Origin of the sequence: Vibrio stylophorae, from assembly GCF_921293875.1 — a bacterium.
Taxonomy (GTDB): Bacteria; Pseudomonadota; Gammaproteobacteria; order Enterobacterales; family Vibrionaceae; genus Vibrio_A; species Vibrio_A stylophorae.
This window is the reverse complement of the sequence record NZ_CAKLDI010000001.1, coordinates 2,753,686-2,772,454: the sequence shown is the minus strand read 5'-3', so window position 1 is coordinate 2,772,454 and position 18,769 is coordinate 2,753,686. Positions and strand designations below refer to the sequence as shown.

The following is an 18,769-nucleotide window of genomic DNA, read 5'->3' as shown; positions in this document are numbered from 1 at the left end:
ATTTTAAATGCGCGCCGCGATTTTTTTTAGCATCTCAGTGGCGATGATGGGCGAGACAAAATCGCGAATATCGCCGCCATGAATGGCCACTTCTTTGACGATGGTTGAGGAAAGGAAGTTGTATTGCTCTGCTGGCGTTAAAAAGATGCTCTCAAGCTCGGGATAGAGATGGCGATTGACGCTCGCAAGCTGAAACTCATATTCAAAATCAGTGACGGTGCGTAATCCTCGAATTAATACGGTTGCGCCGTGCGCCTTGGCCAAATCAACCAGCAGTCCAGAAAAGCCTAACACCTCAACATTTTGATGATGGGCGAGCACGCTTTGCGCAAGCTCAGTGCGTTGTTGCAAATCAAAAAAAGGCTGCTTGGTTGGATTAGCCGCTATGGCCACAATTACGCGATCAAAAAGACGAGCCGCACGCGCAATAATATCTTCATGGCCCTTAGTGAGGGGATCAAATGTACCGGGATAGATCACCGTGGTCATAACAAACTCTCGCTGATTGAACTGCCGGCATCATAGCAAATTTTGTCTCTTCTAGGCTTAGTTTTATCCTTGAATCGGGTATCATAAGGGCCAGAAATTTCAATTCAGTTGATTGCTAAGGCGCGGCCACCTATGAAAAAAGTTCTGGTTATTCGAAACGACAAAATTGGCGATTTTATGTTGGCATGGCCAGCTTTCGCGATGTTGAAACAATCGATGCCTGAGCTTGAAGTCACCGCTCTTGTGCCTGGTTATACGCAAGCACTGGCACAAGCTTGCCCATGGATTGATCACGTATTGCTCGATCCGACTAAAAACGCGGAAAAAAGTGCAATACATGCACTCAAAACAAGCATTCGCGATGCGCAGTTCGATGCGGTGATTAGCATTTTCTCCACCGGTTATAACGCCAAATTGATCTGGCGCGCGGGCATTCCATACCGCCTTGCGCCAGCAACGAAATTAGCGCAGCTGGCCTACAACAAACGAGTTGTTCAGCGTCGTTCTCGCTCGGAAAAACCTGAATTTGAATATAACCTCGATCTGATTCGTCGCTTTGTTCAAGATCAGGGGCGAACCGTTGTGGAGCCGCAGGCACCCTATTGGCAATTCACCGTGAGTGAGTTGCAAGAGCAGCGGAAAAAATTGGCGCAGATGCTGACATTAGACAGCGAGCGTCCATGGATTATGGTGCATGCAGGTACAGGCGGTTCAGCCAATAACCTATCGATGCAGCAATATGCGCAGTTGTTAGATGGTCTTTTAGAACAGCAGCCACAAGCGCAGGTGGTGATCACCGCCGGTCCAGGCGAGGAAGTGCAAGCAACAGAGCTTGCTGAGCTGATGCAATATTCTGCGGTTATCTATGCGAAAAACGATGGTTTGGTTGATTTTGGCCGCTCTTTAGCATGCGCGGCACTGTTTGTCGCGGGATCCACTGGACCTTTGCATATGGCGGCTGCATTAAATGTACCGACAGTGGGGTTTTTCCCAAGTAAGCGCTCCTCTACGCCTTTGCGTTGGCGTCCTTTAAATACAACGGAGCGCCATTTGGCATTTACGCCACCACAAGATGTTCAAGGGGCCGACCAAGCCAATATGGCTTTAATTGATATTGATAAGGTGCTCACTCAATTGGCGCATGGATTTGCTGCTGATGCATTGAAGTGATAAAATTTTTCATTCGCTTGCGTACCATTTTTATAAAAATCAAATAGATCGCACTGCTAGTGGCACATGATACGCAGTGCAGAACATTAGCAGTCATTACCTCACACTATTCTTGCTCAATTTTGAGGTTGTCATCGATCAATAAGTGATTTGCTATGTTAATTCAGCATTATATTCGTCAGCTTAATCAAACTCTGTTGCGACAAATCATCGCAGCCGTCCTGATTTTGTTTGTTAGTCGCATTCTTTTCTTCGCAGCCATTGTCGATGCCGACATTTTGGCGGGGCGAGGCATGGATTTTCTTCGCAGTTCCTTAGTTGGCGTCTTGTTTGATCTGAAAACCGCAGCCTTTATGTTTTTGCCCATGCTACTCATAGGTTTGGGTTTTGCGTTGTGGCGACCTCAACACTTTCCTCGTTTTTATCGTTTTGAACCGGTTTATGCCAAGTTCATTTTCTTTTTGATCGTCTTAGCATCGATTGGTAATTACTTGTATTACACCAGCTATGGCAATCACTACGATCTGTTTTTATTTGGTGTATTTGATGATGACACCGAAGCCATTATGTCTAGCGCCATGGAGGATTTTCCTCTCTTTCGCATGATTGGTGCGAGCATATTGATCAGCCTATTTGCCAGCCGTTGGTTGGTGGGGCGCAGGCCGCTTGGTGAGCCAACGGGTAGTGGTCGTTGGTGGCACTCAATCTTAAGTTTGGCGGTCATTACCATCTATATTGGTCTTGCGCAGGCTGCGATTTTAAGTGAGCCCAAAGAGCGCGATCAGGTGAAAGTCTCTGATTATCCTGTGATCAATAAAACCACACCCAATGCGTTGGTGGCTTTGGGTTGGGCAACGATTGATTATCAAAAACAGGGGGAGTTTGAGCCGATCAGTGACGCAGAAGTCACCGCACAAATGGAGAAGGTGCTTGGTCAACCAACACCAGAATATCAAACGCCAGCGAACGCCTACTTAGAAAAGAACCAGCCGCATGTTGTCTTTGCGCTGATGGAAGGCATGGGCACCAGCATGATGTTGGAAGATGACCCGCAGAAGACGGATTTGCTGCGTGCACTGCGCCCTGCGTTTGAGTCGGATTTTGTGTTCCAACGTTTTGTTGCGGGCGCCTCGGCGACCATTGATAGCATGGCGATGATGTTGTTTCACAGCAATGTACCCACGCTCAGTCATTCGGTTGCCAAACATGTACCCTTGGCCAGTTCTGCGGTGCTGCCTTATAAAAAGGCGGGCTATGAAACTGTGTATATTACTGTGGGCGATGCGCATTGGCGTAATTTGGATAATTACCTGCCGCTGCAGGGTTTTGATCGCATGATTGATGATAAGGCGATTATTAAAGCCTTCCCTGAGGCTGCGGCGCATCTCGATACCTGGGGTTTGCCTGATGAATATGGTTATCGCATGGCAGAAAAGGTGCTCGCGGAAGCGACCAAACCAACCTTTATTTTTATTCTGACCATTACCAACCATCCGCCTTATCATTTGCCGGATAACTATCAAGCTAAGCCTGTAGAGGTCACGCCGCGAATCCAAACGCTGCTCGGGCCAATGAAAGATGATGCGGCGAATTTGCTACTGACCTATCAGTATGCCAATGATATGTTGGGCCAATTTATTGCGCGGATAAAAGCATCGCCATTGGCTAATCGAACAGTGATTGCCGCATCTGGTGACCATCGCGTTCGGTATTTAGCGATTCGCACACCAACTGAGCAAGCCATCGCCATGGGCGTGCCGTTTTATTTGTACGTGCCCAAACCGATTCTCGCGAGTCGAGCCTATGGCTATGACAATAAGCGTATCGGCTCACATCGCGATATCTTCCCAACGCTTTACAATGTGAGCTTATCTGATGCCGATTACGTGAGCTTGGGGGGCGATGACCTCTTGTCGATTAATGGTGTGGATAACATTGGTTATAACGCGACACGCACTGTGACTGAGGATGGCGTTTATGACAATAATCTGCCGGAATATCTCTATCCGTGGCAGGGCATGACCTTCTATAACCAGACGCAGGCACGACACAATCCAAACAGTACTTGGGCCGCTGAGTATCGCAAACTGCAGGATTACTATTTGCGCTCACAGGTTGCGGATAAAATACCGCAAGATGAGTAAGCAAATAAAAACGAAAAGCCACGCAATTGCGTGGCTTTTTGCTTCAAACATGTTGCCTTTTTAAGTTGGATTATTCAGGGCATTTGGCAGCCTTCGTGCGAATCCATAGGTCTGCATATTTAATAAAAGTGGAATGGGCAGACAAAATAGACAGTAGTAGACCTTGGCGGCCATCTAAAAATCCCGCTTTGACGATATACATCTTCACAAAGCAAGAGATGGCATGAAGGATACCTTGGCTGAGACTGCTTGTTTTCCCGCGCGCTTGACGCTGGTCTGCCCATGCTTTGGCATAACCTGCAGATTTCACGAGATAGTGGTGCAGATCGTTATAGGTATAGTGGATGGCATCGCCTTGTAGCTCGACCACAGTGGCGCCTGCCGGCATTTCAACTTTCTCATGAACCAGCGCATCGTCATATTGCGCTTCTTTGGTGCGATAGAGGCGAACCACTTTATCTGGATACCATCCACAGTGGCGAATATAACGACCAAAGACCCAAGTTAGACGATTGATTTTATATAGGGTGTTAGGCTGGTCTGCACTTACTGCGGATAAAATGTTCTCTTTAAGCTCTGGTGTGATGCGCTCATCGGCATCGAGCCAGAGTACGTAATCACTTTCCACATAACCTTGTGCAAGACGGCGCTGTGGACCAAAACCTGGCCACTGGGCATTGACGAAAAACTTGGCTTGATATTGCGCTGCGATCTGCGCGGTGTCATCGGTGCTGCCAGAATCGAGGATCACGATTTCATCGACCCATTCCGCGACAGAGGCAAGGCAAGCGTTTAGATTGGCTGCTTCGTTTTTCACGATCAGCGCAACAGCAAGAGTAGGACGCTGTTTCTGTGTTTGGCTTAGGCTGGGTGTTTGATTCATGAAATTGCCCTTTAAGCGTGGGTAGGATGAATAGGATGAATGTTTAAAATATCGCTGAGCTTTTCAGTGACGGCATCAACGCTAATATCTTGCATGATATGTGCACCCTTGACGCGCGTGCTCCATGGTAAAGCTTCCAATGGTTTTTGATGCTGCGCTTCAACATGCTGCGCATAGACGCTAACCAGCCATTGTTGAGCCGAGTAGGGCCCAGTACGTTTTGGATTGCTGTGGCCATAAAGCCCAATGACGGGTGTCCCTTGGGTGGTCGCCATATGCGCAGGGCCTGAATCGGGTGCTAACACCACATGTGCTTGCGCAATGAGTGCAAGCAGTTGGCGTAAACTGGTTTGCCCAACAAGGTTGAGGGCATCATATTGCATTGCGCTGATGATTTGTTGCGCCAGTGCTTTTTCGCGCTCACTTGGGCCGCCACAAATGGCGATTTGCAATCCTTGTTGATGTGCAAAATCGGCAACTTGTGCATAGCGCTCAGGTAGCCAGTTTCGCTCATCTTTACTCGCCGCAGGCGCAATCAGTAGGGTCGGTTGCGTGCCAAGCTTACTTTTGGCAAAGGCTTGTTCCTCATCACTAATTGGCATCTGCCATTGCGGGTTTGTATCGCTTACACCCAGCGCTTTGGCAAAGGCCATAAAGCTATCCACCACATGTTTGGACTCAGTGTCTTCAATTTTGCGATTGGTGAATAGCCATTGTCCTTCTTTAGCGCGTTCACGATTAAAACCAAGACGATACTTTGCTTTAATTCCCATGGATAGAACGCTTGCGCGCAGTGCCAGTTGCATATGGATGAGGGCATCAAAGTGCTGACCTTTGAGCGCAGCCCATACGGAACGCATCCCTTTTAATCCTGCTTTTTTATCAAAGACCACCAAACGAATACCCGGCAAAGGTGCGATGAGTGGCGCTTCCACTTTTCCAATGACCCAGGTGATTTGCGTGCTAGGCCACTGTCGCTGAATGGCTTGAACCATGGCGACTGCATGGCAAACATCGCCGATCGCAGAGAGGCGAAGAAGGCACAGGGATTGAGGTGCGTGTTGAAACAGAGCCGGCATAGGTTGGCCTTTGAAATTGAATCTGCGCTAAATTATGCAGTTTGGCTAACAGCTTGTAAAATAAGCCGACCAATTTTAGGGTGGGGGACAAAATAAGCCATGACTAGTGCAAATATCGTTGAGACACGTCTCAATCAAACTGTAATTTGGCATGATCCATCTCTCCTATCCAGCGATGAAGCGGCACTGGAAGGGCTGTTTGATATTGCCTATTGGCAACAAAAACAAGCGGTTTTAGGAAGCGCAAAGGGACGAGGAACGACCTGGTTTGTTCAGGGGCAGTTGCCCATGGCGCTGCGCCATTATTATCGCGGTGGATTATTTGGTAAATTGGTGCGCGATCAATATCTGTTCCATGGTTGGCAGCAGACACGCTGCTATCAGGAGTTTGCGCTGTTAGCGCAGCTTCGCGCACTCAATATTCCGGTGCCAAGACCTGTTGCAGCGCGGGTGCAGCGTTGCGGTGTATTTTATCGTGCTGATATCTTGGTTGAGCGTATTGAAGGTGCACAAGATCTGGTAGCAACTTTGCAGGCGCAGCCGCTTACTCCTGAGGTTTACCAGCAAATTGGCCGCCTTGTGCGTCAGTTGCACGATGCTGGGATTTGCCATACGGATTTAAATATCCACAATATTTTACAGGATCAGTCGGGGCGATTATGGCTGATTGATTTTGATAAATGCGGTTCAAAGCAAGGTGAGGGCTGGAAAGCGGATAACCTTGCTCGGCTGCAGCGCTCCTTTATCAAGGAGCAAAAAAAAACGACAAATCCACTGGCAACTTGACGATTGGCAAGCATTGCTTAGGGGTTATCACCAGTCGTGATTGACTGACTACATTCACAAACGCTGTGCGTTTAACTTTTTCGCTTAACTAGAGAGGATTGCGTGGTCATGACCACAACGCTTCGACAACGTTTACACCAGCATGGTTGGTTTATTTTAGTGAACTCGATTTTGGCGATGCTGATCTCTGTTCGCTATTTTGGCTATTTGCCCGCTACGCCTGATGCTGCGACTTTGGCCTATATTGTGGCCGCTGTCATCGGTCAAATGAGCTTAATTTGCGGGCTTGTGGGGCTACTAACGCTACCAGTGGTGTTACTACCGCGCCTAAGTTGGCGTTTACCCATCATGGCTGTTGTGGGCAGTGTGGCATTGGCAACCTTGGTCATTGATACCTTTGTTTTCGCGCAATATCGCTTCCACATCAATGCAATGGTGCTGGAGATGATCCTAGCGGGCCAGATTGTGTCTTTCCCGCTCATTACTTGGATCACCGTAATCGGCGGTGTTGTACTGCTCCTCGCAGGACAAGCTTGGTTATATTGCTATCTTGGTCGTGAACCGAAAGTGATGCAAAAGCGTATTGGTCGTAAATCTGTGCTGGTGATTTTTCTAGCTTTATTGGCAACCAATGCAGTGCATATTTGGGCGGCGGCCAATGCTTATCAGCCGATTACCAATGTGACCCGTTATTTACCGCTTTTCTATCCTGCAACGGCTTCAAGCTTTATGAAAAAACACGGTTGGATGGATGAAGAGGCTTTAGCCAAACAGCGCGCTATGACGGTATCGACTAAAAGCGATTTTGCCTATCCACTGAACCCTGTGCAGTTTAAAGCCGTCACACCACCCAATATCGTGTTTATTGTGGTGGACTCTTGGCGTTACGACACTTTAAATGAAGTGGATGCACCAAATATGGCTGCTTTTGCTAAACAAGGGATGGTGTTTGACCGCCATACTTCTACCGGTAATGCGACTCGTACCGGTATTTTTGGTTTGTTCTATGGCGTTCCGGGAACCTACTGGCATGCTGCGCTAAGTAACCAAACTGCACCGGTATTGATGGATCGCCTGCAGGCGTTGGATTATCAAATTGGTGTCTTTGCTGCGGCGCAGTTGGAAAAACCAGAGTTTAATCGCACTGTATTTGCCAATCTTCCAAATTTAAAAACGCGCCGCGATTGTAAAGGCAATGTCGCTTGTGATCGTGAAATTACCGCAGATTGGCTCAATTGGTTTAAACACCGCAATGTGAATCAACCAAGCTTTAGCTTCTTGTTTTACGATTCACCACATGGTTACGCCTTCCCAAGTGACTATGCTCACCGCTTTGAGCCTATGGTCGATAGCGTGAATTACCTTGAGTTGGATAATGATTTTGATGCGACCTTGATGAAAAACCGTTATCGCACCAGTGTTCACTTTACCGATAGCCTCATAGCAGAGGTGATTGATGCACTGAAGGCCTCTGGCGAGCTCGATCACACGCTGGTGGTTATTACAGGTGATCACAGCCAAGAGATGAACGACAATGGTCTGAACTTCTGGGGGCACAACGGTAACTTTACCGACGCGCAGGTTCATGTTCCATTTGTGCTTGTTGGTGCAGGAATTACACCAGAAGCCGGTCAGGCAAACCCATGGAATGCCGCTGATGCACGCACCAGCCATGAAGATGTGAGCGCAACATTATTGCATCACTATTTAGGTGCAACATCGCCTATGCGTGATTACACCAATGGCCTTGATTTGCTTGACCCAGCTCAAGTAAAAGCGCGCCCTTGGATCATGAGCTCAAATTACAGCGGCTACGCGGTGATCAGTGAGGATGGCATTGTTGAAGTTAATAACGCGGGTGGCTATCAAAATTTAGATAGCACTAACCATCCCAATGATACTCAACTCAATTACGACTACCTCAAACAAGCGATGGAAGTGATTAGTCGGTATAACCATTAAGGTGTTTGTTCTCACTAGAAAGGTGTGGTGAGTTGTATTTTGCTGTGAAATGGTACCTGAGACTCAAGGACTCACAATTGTATTTGATTGTGAGTATACTGAACGAAATTAGCGTTGCGTTGCGTAATGCTTGATATATTGGATTGTAACTCTATGTTAAATAACAAATCGGTGTTAATTACCGGTGGTACAGGCTCTTTCGGTAAGCAATTTGTGAAAACTATTTTGGCTCGTTATCCTGAGGTTAAAAAAATTATCATATTCTCTCGAGATGAGCTAAAGCAGTTTGAGCTAAAGCAGCAATATCCTCAGAGGACTTTCCCTCAGCTTCGCTTCTTTATCGGTGATGTTCGAGATCGTGATCGTATGGTTCAAGCTTGTGAAGGTGTGGATGTCATTATTCATGCGGCAGCAATTAAGCAGGTTGATACTGCCGAATACAATCCAACCGAGTGTATTCGAACCAATATTACGGGTGCAGAAAATGTCATTCAGGCTGCGCTTCAGTGTGGGGTACAAAATGTTGTTGCATTATCTACGGATAAAGCGTGTGCGCCAATCAACCTGTACGGAGCAACGAAATTAGCATCTGACAAATTATTTACAGCAGCAAACAATATCAAAGGTTCAAAAGATATTCGTTTTAGTGTTGTGCGTTATGGAAACGTGATGGGCTCTCGAGGATCCGTGATTCCATTCTTCCTAGCAAAGCGTAAGGAAGGCGTGCTTCCTATTACTCATGAGGATATGACTCGCTTTAATATTTCACTGCAAGATGGTGTAAATATGGTGATGTACGCACTAGAAAATCATCTTGGTGGTGAAATTTTCATACCGAAAATCCCATCTTATAAGATTTTAGATATTGCAGCAGCCGTTGCCCCTGAATGTGAAATCAAAGTGGTTGGCATTCGTCCTGGTGAAAAACTTCATGAAGAGATGATCACTGATACAGACTCGTTGAATACAATTGATTTGGGTAAGTATTACGCGATTTTGCCTTCGGTATCGTTCACATACACAGAGCAAGAATACTTAGAGCACCATAAAGCACAGAAAGTACCGTTTGGCTTTAAATATAACTCTGGTACCAACACAGAGTGGGAAAGTGTTGAAGGCCTACGCGAGCTAATTAAAGCGCACGTTGATCCAAACTTTGTAGTGTGAGAATGGTTGTGATTCCTTACGGTAAGCAAGATATAAATCAGCAAGATATTGATAGTGTTGTTGATGTTTTGAAGTCGGATTTTCTGACTCAAGGGCCTCAAGTGCCAGCATTTGAGCAAGCGCTTATAGATCAGACTGGTGCGCGTTATGCGTTAGCTGTGAATAGTGCAACTTCAGCATTACATATTGCTTGTCTTGCGCTGGGGTTAGGGAAAGGTGATTGGCTCTGGACGACACCAATTACCTTTGTTGCGTCAGCTAACTGCGGTTTGTACTGCGGTGCGCAGGTTGATTTCGTTGATATCGATTCTGCGACTTATAATATGTGCCCGAAAAAATTGGAAGAGAAACTAGTTCAAGCTAAAGCGAATGGCACTCTTCCTAAAGTCGTGGTGCCTGTACACTTTTGCGGCCAGCCTTGTGATATGCAAGCTATTCACAAGCTAGCGCAAGAGTATGGTTTTAAAATCGTAGAAGATGCATCTCATGCGATTGGCGGTAAATATCATGGTTTATCGATAGGTAATTGCGAATACTCAGACATTACAGTATTTAGCTTCCACCCAGTTAAAATTGTCACGACAGCAGAAGGCGGCGCTGTCATGACGAATCAAAAAGAATTGGCTGATAAAATGGCTTTATTGCGTAGTCATGGCATCACTCGAGATTCTGAACAAATGGAAGGTGAAAGCCACGGTGGTTGGTATTATCAACAGATTGATTTGGGCTTTAACTACCGTATGACCGAGCTTCAAGCTGTACTTGGTGTTTCTCAGATGAAGCGTTTAGAGAGCTTTGTTACGGCTCGCCATCGCCTTGCGGAACGTTATAATCAGCGGCTGAAATTACTACCAATCGTATTGCCATATCAGCTCAAAAATACTTATTCAGGGCTTCATCTATATGTTATCCGCCTTCAGTTAGACAAGATAGATCTAACTCACAAGCAAGTATTTGATAGTCTTCGAGAGAAAGGAATCGGTGTAAATCTTCACTATATTCCGGTTCATACTCAACCTTATTACCAAAAAATGGGCTTTACAGTAGGCGATTTTCCTGAGTCAGAGCAGTATTATCGCGAAGCTATTTCATTGCCGATGTTTCATGCAATGACAGATGAGCAGCAAGATACAGTTGTTCAGGTGCTTACTGAAATTTTGCAGGGGTGCTAATGAAAATCGCAATTATTCCAGCTCGAGGTGGTAGTAAGCGGATACCACGAAAAAACATCAAAGATTTTAATGGTAAACCGATAATTGCTTACTCGATTGAGGCGGCCTTACAATCAGGTTGTTTTGATCAGGTGATTGTCTCTACTGACGATCAGGAGATCGCAGAGGTGGCGAGGCAATACGGTGCTCAGGTGCCATTTCTTCGCCCTGAAAATGTGTCGGACGATTATGCGACAACAGCAGACGTTTTGCTGCATGCGATAGATTGGTTTGCAGAGCAAGCGCAGGAAATTGAATACTTGTGTTGTATCTATGCAACCGCCCCTTTTATTGACGTGAGTGACATTAAAGCAACATATCAATCACTAATCGATAATCCTTCGGCTGAGTATTGTTTTCCAGTATGTGAATTTCCGTTCCCTATTCAGCGAGGCGTAAAGCTTGTGAATGGGCGAGTGGAAATGTTTCAGCCTGAGCATTTTAATACGCGATCTCAAGATTTAGAGCCTGGCTATCATGATGTCGGTCAGTTTTATTGGGGTAAACCTGAGGCGTATCGAGCCGGGATTCCTATGTTTTCTAACAAGGCGATTGCATATCCAATATCAAGAAAACGAGTAGTTGATTTAGATACTCCAGAGGATTGGGAATACGCTTTGTTGTTATCTAAAGTTCTATCAGGACAGGTTTAAGTGTTAATTGCGATTCGAGTCGATGCGTCTCTCAAAGTGGGAACGGGTCATACCTTTCGTATGCTGACCTTAGCAAAACAGCTAAAGCGAAAAGGGCATGAGGTTGTATTTGTCTGTCGTAAGTTAAAAGGAAATCTTATTGCCTTTGTTCGTGAAGATTTCCCTGTTATTGAGCTAGCAGTTCCTGATGACCACGTAGAGTGCTCAAATACACATTGTAATCATGGTTCTTGGCTAGAGGTTGACTATCTGTCAGAAATAGATCAAAGCCGAAATGCATTAATCGAATTTTTATCAGACAGAGCGGAATCGAAGTTTGACTGGCTAATTATCGATCACTATGCAATCGAAAAACAATATCAAATCGGATTGAAGGGCACCTATCGCTTTGCAATGCAAGTCGATGATTTGGCTGATAGAGAACATTGCGTCGATCTATTGTTGGATCAAAACTACTATCGTTTAGGGGAAAGTCGATATGACGATCTCTTATTGAGCTCAGCAACACGGTTATGTGGCCCTCAATACGCTTTACTCAGAGATGAGTTTAGTCTGACTCGATCTCATTTATCTCCTTATCAACACAGATTAGAACAAGGTAGGGTGGTTTTGTTTTTTGGTGGTATTGATATTGCCAATGAAACCATGAAGGCGTTGCAAGGGCTATTGCGTGTTGAAAGCACTGACCATTTTGATGTCATTATCGGGAGCAACAATCCCAATAAAGAGCAACTGCAAGACTTTTGTGACATTAATGCCGACAGAGTGTCCTTGTATATTCAGGTTAGTAATATGATGGACTATTTTGCGGCCTCATATTTATACGTCGGTGCGGTTGGTGCAACGACTTGGGAACGATGTGTTTTAGCGCTTCCTGGCCTAGTATGTTCGGTTGCTCATAATCAAATACAACTTGCAGAAGATCTCAATGAAATCAATGGTCATAGCTATCTCGGATCAAATGGGCAATTGACACCTGATGATTATGAAAATGCATATCGGCAGTTGCTCATGAATGTTCAGCCTTTGATTAAGCAATCAGAACAATGTTCTCAACTGGTTGATGGATTAGGTTGTGAGCGAGTTGTGAGGCAGTTAGAAGAGATTTCAATTTATGACCAATTTTAGTTTACGGCTCGCTGACGATAACGACAAGTGGATGGTGCGTAATTGGCGCAATCATCCTGATGTTCGTAAAGTGATGCTGACGGGTCATGTTATATCTGAAGATGAACATTTAGTTTGGTGGAATAAAACGCTTGCATCTTCTGACCGTAGAGTTTTGATCTTACAAGATTCTAATACTCCAGTTGGCGTTATCATCTTTAATCGAATTGATGCAGAAAAGAAAACTGCTTGGTGGGGCTTTTACCTCGATAATGCATCATTACGCCCAAATCAAAAGACTCAAGTGTGGATTGAAGCCGAAAAAGCGGTTATTGACTATGCTGGGCGAGTTTTAGGTCTATATGAGTTGTATGGTGATGTCGTTGCGGAAAACGAAGCTGTTTGGCTACTACATAAAAAATTTGGCTTTATTGAATGTGCAGCTCCGGAAGGCGTCGTAGAAAGTAGTCGAAATGTGCGTTTTATTAAATATGTTTGGGCAGAAAATAAAGCGGATTTGCGGGCAGGATTGTATTTATTTGCATCACATAATACGGATTTTCTGACTGAGAGTCTGCGTAAGCAAGTTAAGGCATATTCACAATTTCCCTATCAAATTAAGCAAATTGATTTTGCTCGTTATCAAGTTGACTTGCTTGACAAAGCCCGTGTTGAACTAAATACACCTTCGTCATGTTACATTTTCTTGGAACGTATCGAAGATTTCTTTGCTGATATCTATACGTTACCCACGGAAGAGTCATTACTAAACGTCGAAGCTCGTATTGCGGCTTATCTGTCATTTATTCGACAGATAGCTATGCGTGGAAATCGAGTTTATGTGGCAGATTTTGCGATTCAAAAAGGTTTTCCTTCTTCCATTGAAGAACAATTGGAAGGTTCGAAAATCGATCAGATAATCCAACAATGGAATGAAACGCTTTATCAATTACGAGCTGAAAATCTGATTGAAATTTTACCGTATTCAGCCGTAATGCATCGTACAGGCCAATCTTTTTCAAATAAGTATTGGTATGTGGCTCGAGCTCCGTTTTCTGCTCAATTCTTGCAAGCGTATAGTCAGAGCATTATTGGTGTGATTTTAGCCTCTCATTCGCTGTCTGCTAGAGCTTTAGTCTTAGACTTAGACAATACACTTTGGAAAGGTATTATTGGCGATGATGGTAAAGATGGTATTGCATTGGGTGGGGATTATCCAGGTAACATATACAAAGAGCTTCAAGCGCTATTCTACTCATTAAAACAACGAGGCATATTGCTCACAATTTGCAGTAAGAATACACAAGAGATAGCGTTAGATGCGATTGCTACTCATCCAGAAATGCGTTTAAGAAATGACGATTTTGTTAGTCATCGAATTAACTGGAATCCTAAATCGCAAAACATTAAAGAGTTAGCACAAGAACTAAACCTTGGTGTGCAATCATTGTGTTTTATTGATGATAACCCTGCAGAAAGGGAAGAAGTTCGAAGAAATGTTCCTGGTGTGTTTGTTCCTGAACTACCTGATGATCCAGCTGAGTGGTATCAGTTTATTTGTCACTTACCTGAGCTTTTCGTCAGCCAAGTTAATGAGTCGGACAAGCGACGTGCCGAGCTATACAAAAAACGAGTGGATATTCAAAAAGCTCAGACAAGTTTTACGGATCGCAGCGATTTCCTTCGAAGTCTAGATATGGATGTTTGTATTGAAGCGTTGTCTAACGACAATTTTGAGCGTACTTTTCAGTTGTTTAACAAAACCAATCAATTTAATACAACCACGACACGCTACACGAAAGAACAATTGCAGCGTTGGATGGCATTGAAAGAATATAGAGTTCTGCACGTTCGTTCCAAGGATAAATATTCTGACGAATATGAAGGTGTCGCTGCTTTAGTGATCATTTGCAAACCAAACCGGTGGGTGATTGACAACTTTGTTATGTCTTGTCGAGTGATGGGGCGTGATATTGAAAAAGCATTACTTGGGCAGTTAGTATATCAAGCTCAAAAATCAGGTGTTGGATTGGTTGTGGGGCGCTATATCGCCAGCGCCAAAAATCTGCCTGTAAAGGACTTGTATAAAGATAATCTCTTTTCTCAAGGTGAGGGGAATCACTGGTTATTTGATCTAAATACTCAAACTTCACCAGATATGTCCAATATTATGAGAATACACTGGAATGCATAGAGAGAAAGTATGAATGCAATGTATTCAGCTTTAGGTGTGCTCAATGTTGATCACTTTGCGGTGATAACATCAGACCTAAACGCTGCACTAACAGACTATTTGTCAATTCCAGGTGCTCGTTTATTAAGAGGGCCGGGAGACGATCTATCACAAGGCATCTACTACGCATTTGTGGATCTGAATGGGATGGGTGTAATAAAGATTTTATCTTCAGCGGATGACTCATCACCAATCAAAGGGATTTTTAGTCAGGTAGGTAATGCTTACCATTGCTTTGCTGTTCAAGATCTTACCGCGGCAAAACAGATAGCGATACAAAAGTTCGGTGCTAAAGAAATCGTAGCTTCTCAGGCGAGTTTCGCTTTTGATGGACGAGAAATCGTGATGTTAAGTCACCCTGTGCATGGTTTGTTTGAGCTCTTAGAGGCTTATCCTAAAGGTTTCAACTCTATTGTTCATGACTCTAACATGGTTATGCAGAAGCCAAGCAGTGCAATAAGAGATAAATTGTTGTCTATTTACAAAAATGTTGTTTCGGAGACAAATTGTCCTTTTGAGCAACTTTCTATGGCCGAGTGTGAAGAGTGGGATTCATTTAAACACCTACTTTTCATTATGGAAGTGGAAAAAGAATTTGAAGTGAGTGTTTCGGCATCAGATCTTCCTGCTTTGGATTCACTGGAAAAAATAGACACATACCTGACTAGCAAATAGAGATATAAAATGAAAATTGCAACTCGAGAAATTGGTAAAGGCTATAAGCCATATATTATTGCGGAGATGTCAGGTAACCATAACGGTGATATCAATCGCGCAATTGAATTGATTAAAGCGGCAAAAGAAGCTGGCGCTGATGCTGTTAAGTTACAAACATATACTGCTGATACCATCACGATAAATCATGATAGCGAAGAGTTCATGATTCGTGGTGGTTTATGGGATGGGGCAAAACTGTATGACTTGTACGAACAAGCACATACGCCTTGGGAGTGGCACAAGACTCTGTTTGATGAAGCTAAAAAAGTAGGAATCACGATTTTTAGTTCTCCATTTGATCCAACTGCCGTGGATTTTCTAGAAGAACTTGGTGCACCTGCTTATAAAATTGCGTCTTTTGAGTTGATCGATTTACCGCTTATTCGCAAAGTCGCAGCGACAGGCAAGCCAATCATTATGTCTACAGGTAATGCTAACTTAGGTGAGATTGAAGAAGCGGTTGCAGCAGCAAAAGCCGCCGGAGCAGAAGACATTGTATTACTGCATTGTACGAGCGGTTACCCAACGCCAGCCTCACAAGCTAATATTTCGACCATTGCGGTAATGCGAGAAGCCTTTGGTGTTGAAGTTGGTTTATCAGATCATACCATGGACATTGGCGTATCTGTTGCTGCTGTAGCTCTTGGCGCATGCGTTATCGAAAAACACTTCACATTAGCTCGTGCTGATGGTGGTGTTGATTCTGCATTCTCGTTAGAGAAAGAAGAACTAAAGGCATTGGTTACGAATTGTAACATGGCATTTGAAGCATTCGGTGAGCCAAACTTTATTAGCACTGAGGCAGAATTACAAACTAAGTGTCACCGTCGCTCTTTGTACGTAGTGAAGGATATTAAGCAAGGTGAAGTGTTTACATCTGAGCATGTGCGCTCAATCCGCCCTGGTAATGGTATTTTACCTAAATATCTTGATTTTGTCTTAGGTTCTAAAGCTACCCAAGATTTAAAGTTCGGTACGCCATTGAAATTTTCACATTTTTCTTAGAGTTGAACGGAGAGTTCTTACAACACCCTCTGATATTAACCATAGGGGAGTAATTTAAATATTGTGCTTAGTATAGGGCATGCTATTCGATAGCGTTCTTTTGATGTTTCAGCATGTGTGCCAGTTAATATTATTATATAACTTGGAAAAGCATTTATAGATAAATGAAGCCCTATTTTGAAAAGCAATTGTTGTAGTGGTTTATTGGATTGGTGATGTGATGTTCTAAATTGCAAGTTTCGTATACTTTTTATTTAATATGAGATTGATGGAGGTGACACCTTGAGTGTTTTTTTAGAGGGTGTTTTTCGTGTAAACTTATTAAGTTTCTCTATGTTTTCATCAAGAACTTACCCGCTAATAAAGTGAACAACTTATGTGATTTATGAAATCATATAGTTTCTGCTTTATGGAATATAGTAGTGAATTTATTTTTGGTATAAGTGTTAGATATGTACACTTATCGCAATGGTAAATAACTCTAGTTTTTGTTTTTCATGGGGAGATACGAAAGGTATTACTTATAGACGATTTAATTTCATATATGGATTTCGGTATATTGAATTGTGTGTTTAATATTGGTGTTATAATAGCGAAATCTCATGTGTTAAAATGGATTAGTTTTTTGTTGAAATATATCTGGTTCTGAATTTCATCAACTAAAATAATATAAACTCCATGCTAATGCATACGCTTTGGATTGTGTTTAAAAGCGTATGCACTTTAAAGAGGGTATTACTATCTCAATTCCCTTGTGTACCATTTGGTATATTTCGATTCTATCTTTTGAAATAGGTGTTTTTTTCTCTTTAATAATTTACCATCAACGAAAGCATTTTTCCCATCAAAGGAGTAGCCGCAGACGTTAACATCTGGATTGATCATGTGACTCGCCATTTTTAAACAGCCTAATTTGTTATTAATCGGTGCTGGGGTTATATCAAGCAGTTTTGTTAATTTCTCAATGCTATTTGGTGTATGGGTCACTCCTAAGTGGCGGTAAAAGCAGTTTCCTAATAGGATTGATGGTTTGTCCCAATATGTTGCCTCTATCCCAATGCTGCTTCCAAATGTGATTACAGCATCAGACTTCAACATGAGGGTGTACGTGGATATGGGGCTATCGGCTGGAATGACTATAAATTTGTCATGAGACAATGATGATAGTTTTTCTAAGTAAGATGCCTGTGTGTTATTTAAGTTCGGGTGGATTCTAAGGAAAAAAACAGTTGAATGATCCTTAGCATATTCAGATATGAATTTGAGACCTTCATATTGAGTTTTAAATAGACGATTATCTTCCCAGCTGCCGCCAATAGCCATAAACTCGTCTTCCGAGCTATTAAATATAGATATATTTTTATTATTAGCATTGAATTCAATTGGGAGTGTATTTGTATCTTGATGCTTAGTGTATGATTCTTCATTACTAAATTGAGAGTTAAGTCTGCGTTCAAAAAAATCATGCCCACGAGTTATGGTTTCTAAGTGACCGATGTTTTTATATAACTCTTGAATTAATAGCGAGTTGTATTCAATGCTATGTGGCATCGCGTTTTTGAATATTATAGCTTTCTTTTGTGATGCAACAAACTCAAGAACAGATGTTGCTTTACCTGTTTCGATGGCTAAATCGAAAAAAGAACGATATGTATTTAATCTTGAGTTAAATAAAACAAATTCATCAATGTTGTAGTTGTTAATGATGTTAAATGTAGATTCAGCTAATCGGGAGGCTGTTTGAAGATACAGGTTGATTATTTTTCTTGTCTTTGCGTTCTGGAAGTTTATGTCTGCACTTCTAGTTAATGTGGCGTATGTAGATAATGCAGAATATCCTACATGACAATTTAAATGCTTGAGTGACTTAAGATCTTCTATCGATTGATAATCAAATGCGAACTCATTTTGTTTTTGTGTGAATTTAAGTGTGAAATCACCTTTGATATGGCTAAGTGCATCTTGGGTTCTTTTTTTACATCTTCGGCAAGTAGAAGGTAAGCCGAGAGGGTTATATAAACAAGCGTCCCCATCACCTGAACAGGTCAAGATAGTTAAATTATACCCTTGTTGTATTTTTTCATTAATAAAGCAAATTGTCAGTTCTATGTTTGGACTGTGAGTACCAATTGGTAACAATGCTAAAATATGTTTGCTCATTTA

Annotated in this window: 14 protein-coding genes and 1 pseudogene; 11 read left to right on the top strand and 4 right to left on the bottom strand. The window is 43.1% G+C overall.

Annotation, left to right across the window (positions count from 1 at the left end):
- Nucleotides 1-3: 3 nt before the first annotated feature.
- A complete protein-coding gene (gene coaD, locus L9P36_RS12975; protein WP_237467700.1) occupies nucleotides 4-489 on the bottom strand; it encodes a pantetheine-phosphate adenylyltransferase in 486 nt (161 codons plus the stop codon).
- A gap of 132 nt (nucleotides 490-621) precedes the next feature.
- Between coaD and L9P36_RS12970 the strand changes: the two genes are divergently transcribed.
- Together L9P36_RS12970 and L9P36_RS12965 are read left to right on the top strand one after the other, a co-directional pair.
- Nucleotides 622-1,659: a glycosyltransferase family 9 protein gene (locus tag L9P36_RS12970; protein WP_237467696.1), complete on the top strand. Its 1,038-nt coding sequence runs from the start codon at nucleotides 622-624 to the stop codon at nucleotides 1,657-1,659.
- A 155-nt stretch (nucleotides 1,660-1,814) separates the two neighbouring features.
- Nucleotides 1,815-3,803 carry an LTA synthase family protein gene (locus L9P36_RS12965; protein ID WP_237467694.1) on the top strand — a complete coding sequence of 663 codons (1,989 nt, stop codon included), beginning with the start codon at nucleotides 1,815-1,817 and terminating at the stop codon, nucleotides 3,801-3,803.
- 70 nt (nucleotides 3,804-3,873) lie between these two features.
- Here L9P36_RS12965 and L9P36_RS12960 read toward each other — a convergent pair whose 3' ends face one another.
- Both L9P36_RS12960 and L9P36_RS12955 read right to left on the bottom strand, forming a co-directional pair.
- Nucleotides 3,874-4,686, bottom strand: coding sequence for a glycosyltransferase family 2 protein (locus L9P36_RS12960; RefSeq protein WP_237467692.1), 813 nt, complete (start codon nucleotides 4,684-4,686; stop codon nucleotides 3,874-3,876).
- An 11-nt stretch (nucleotides 4,687-4,697) separates the two neighbouring features.
- Nucleotides 4,698-5,765, bottom strand: coding sequence for a glycosyltransferase family 9 protein (locus L9P36_RS12955; RefSeq protein WP_237467691.1), 1,068 nt, complete (start codon nucleotides 5,763-5,765; stop codon nucleotides 4,698-4,700).
- Between the two features lie 99 nt (nucleotides 5,766-5,864).
- Between L9P36_RS12955 and L9P36_RS12950 the strand changes: the two are divergent.
- From L9P36_RS12950 to pseI, 9 genes and pseudogenes are all read left to right on the top strand, one after another.
- Nucleotides 5,865-6,591 (top strand): annotated as a pseudogene (locus L9P36_RS12950) (3-deoxy-D-manno-octulosonic acid kinase).
- Between the two features lie 68 nt (nucleotides 6,592-6,659).
- The gene (locus L9P36_RS12945; RefSeq protein WP_237467689.1) at nucleotides 6,660-8,513 is read left to right on the top strand and encodes a DUF3413 domain-containing protein; all 1,854 of its coding nucleotides are present in this window, start codon (nucleotides 6,660-6,662) and stop codon (nucleotides 8,511-8,513) included.
- Nucleotides 8,514-8,666: 153 nt separating this feature from the next.
- Nucleotides 8,667-9,680 (top strand): UDP-N-acetylglucosamine 4,6-dehydratase (inverting), encoded by a 1,014-nt coding sequence (gene pseB / locus L9P36_RS12940; protein ID WP_237467687.1) that lies wholly within the window; start codon nucleotides 8,667-8,669, stop codon nucleotides 9,678-9,680.
- Between the two features lie 2 nt (nucleotides 9,681-9,682).
- Nucleotides 9,683-10,852 carry a UDP-4-amino-4,6-dideoxy-N-acetyl-beta-L-altrosamine transaminase gene (pseC, locus tag L9P36_RS12935; RefSeq protein WP_435532748.1) on the top strand — a complete coding sequence of 390 codons (1,170 nt, stop codon included), beginning with the start codon at nucleotides 9,683-9,685 and terminating at the stop codon, nucleotides 10,850-10,852.
- Nucleotides 10,852-11,544, top strand: a complete 693-nt coding sequence (gene pseF, locus L9P36_RS12930) for a pseudaminic acid cytidylyltransferase (RefSeq protein WP_237467683.1) — start codon at nucleotides 10,852-10,854, stop codon at nucleotides 11,542-11,544. The genes pseC and pseF overlap by 1 nt, the downstream gene beginning before the upstream one ends.
- Entirely contained in the window at nucleotides 11,545-12,672 is a 1,128-nt protein-coding gene (gene pseG / locus L9P36_RS12925) for a UDP-2,4-diacetamido-2,4,6-trideoxy-beta-L-altropyranose hydrolase (RefSeq protein ID WP_237467681.1), read from the top strand.
- Nucleotides 12,659-14,845: a UDP-4-amino-4,6-dideoxy-N-acetyl-beta-L-altrosamine N-acetyltransferase gene (gene pseH / locus L9P36_RS12920; RefSeq protein WP_237467679.1), complete on the top strand. Its 2,187-nt coding sequence runs from the start codon at nucleotides 12,659-12,661 to the stop codon at nucleotides 14,843-14,845. Before pseG ends, pseH begins: the two co-directional genes overlap by 14 nt.
- 9 nt (nucleotides 14,846-14,854) lie before the next feature.
- Nucleotides 14,855-15,559 carry a hypothetical protein gene (locus L9P36_RS12915; protein WP_237467678.1) on the top strand — a complete coding sequence of 235 codons (705 nt, stop codon included), beginning with the start codon at nucleotides 14,855-14,857 and terminating at the stop codon, nucleotides 15,557-15,559.
- 9 nt (nucleotides 15,560-15,568) lie between these two features.
- Nucleotides 15,569-16,606 carry a pseudaminic acid synthase gene (gene pseI / locus L9P36_RS12910; RefSeq protein WP_237467676.1) on the top strand — a complete coding sequence of 346 codons (1,038 nt, stop codon included), beginning with the start codon at nucleotides 15,569-15,571 and terminating at the stop codon, nucleotides 16,604-16,606.
- Nucleotides 16,607-17,344: 738 nt separating this feature from the next.
- Here pseI and L9P36_RS12905 read toward each other — a convergent pair.
- On the bottom strand, nucleotides 17,345-18,766 hold the full coding sequence (locus L9P36_RS12905; protein ID WP_237467674.1) for a capsular polysaccharide export protein, LipB/KpsS family: 1,422 nt from the start codon (nucleotides 18,764-18,766) through the stop codon (nucleotides 17,345-17,347).
- Between the last annotated feature and the right edge of the window lie 3 nt (nucleotides 18,767-18,769).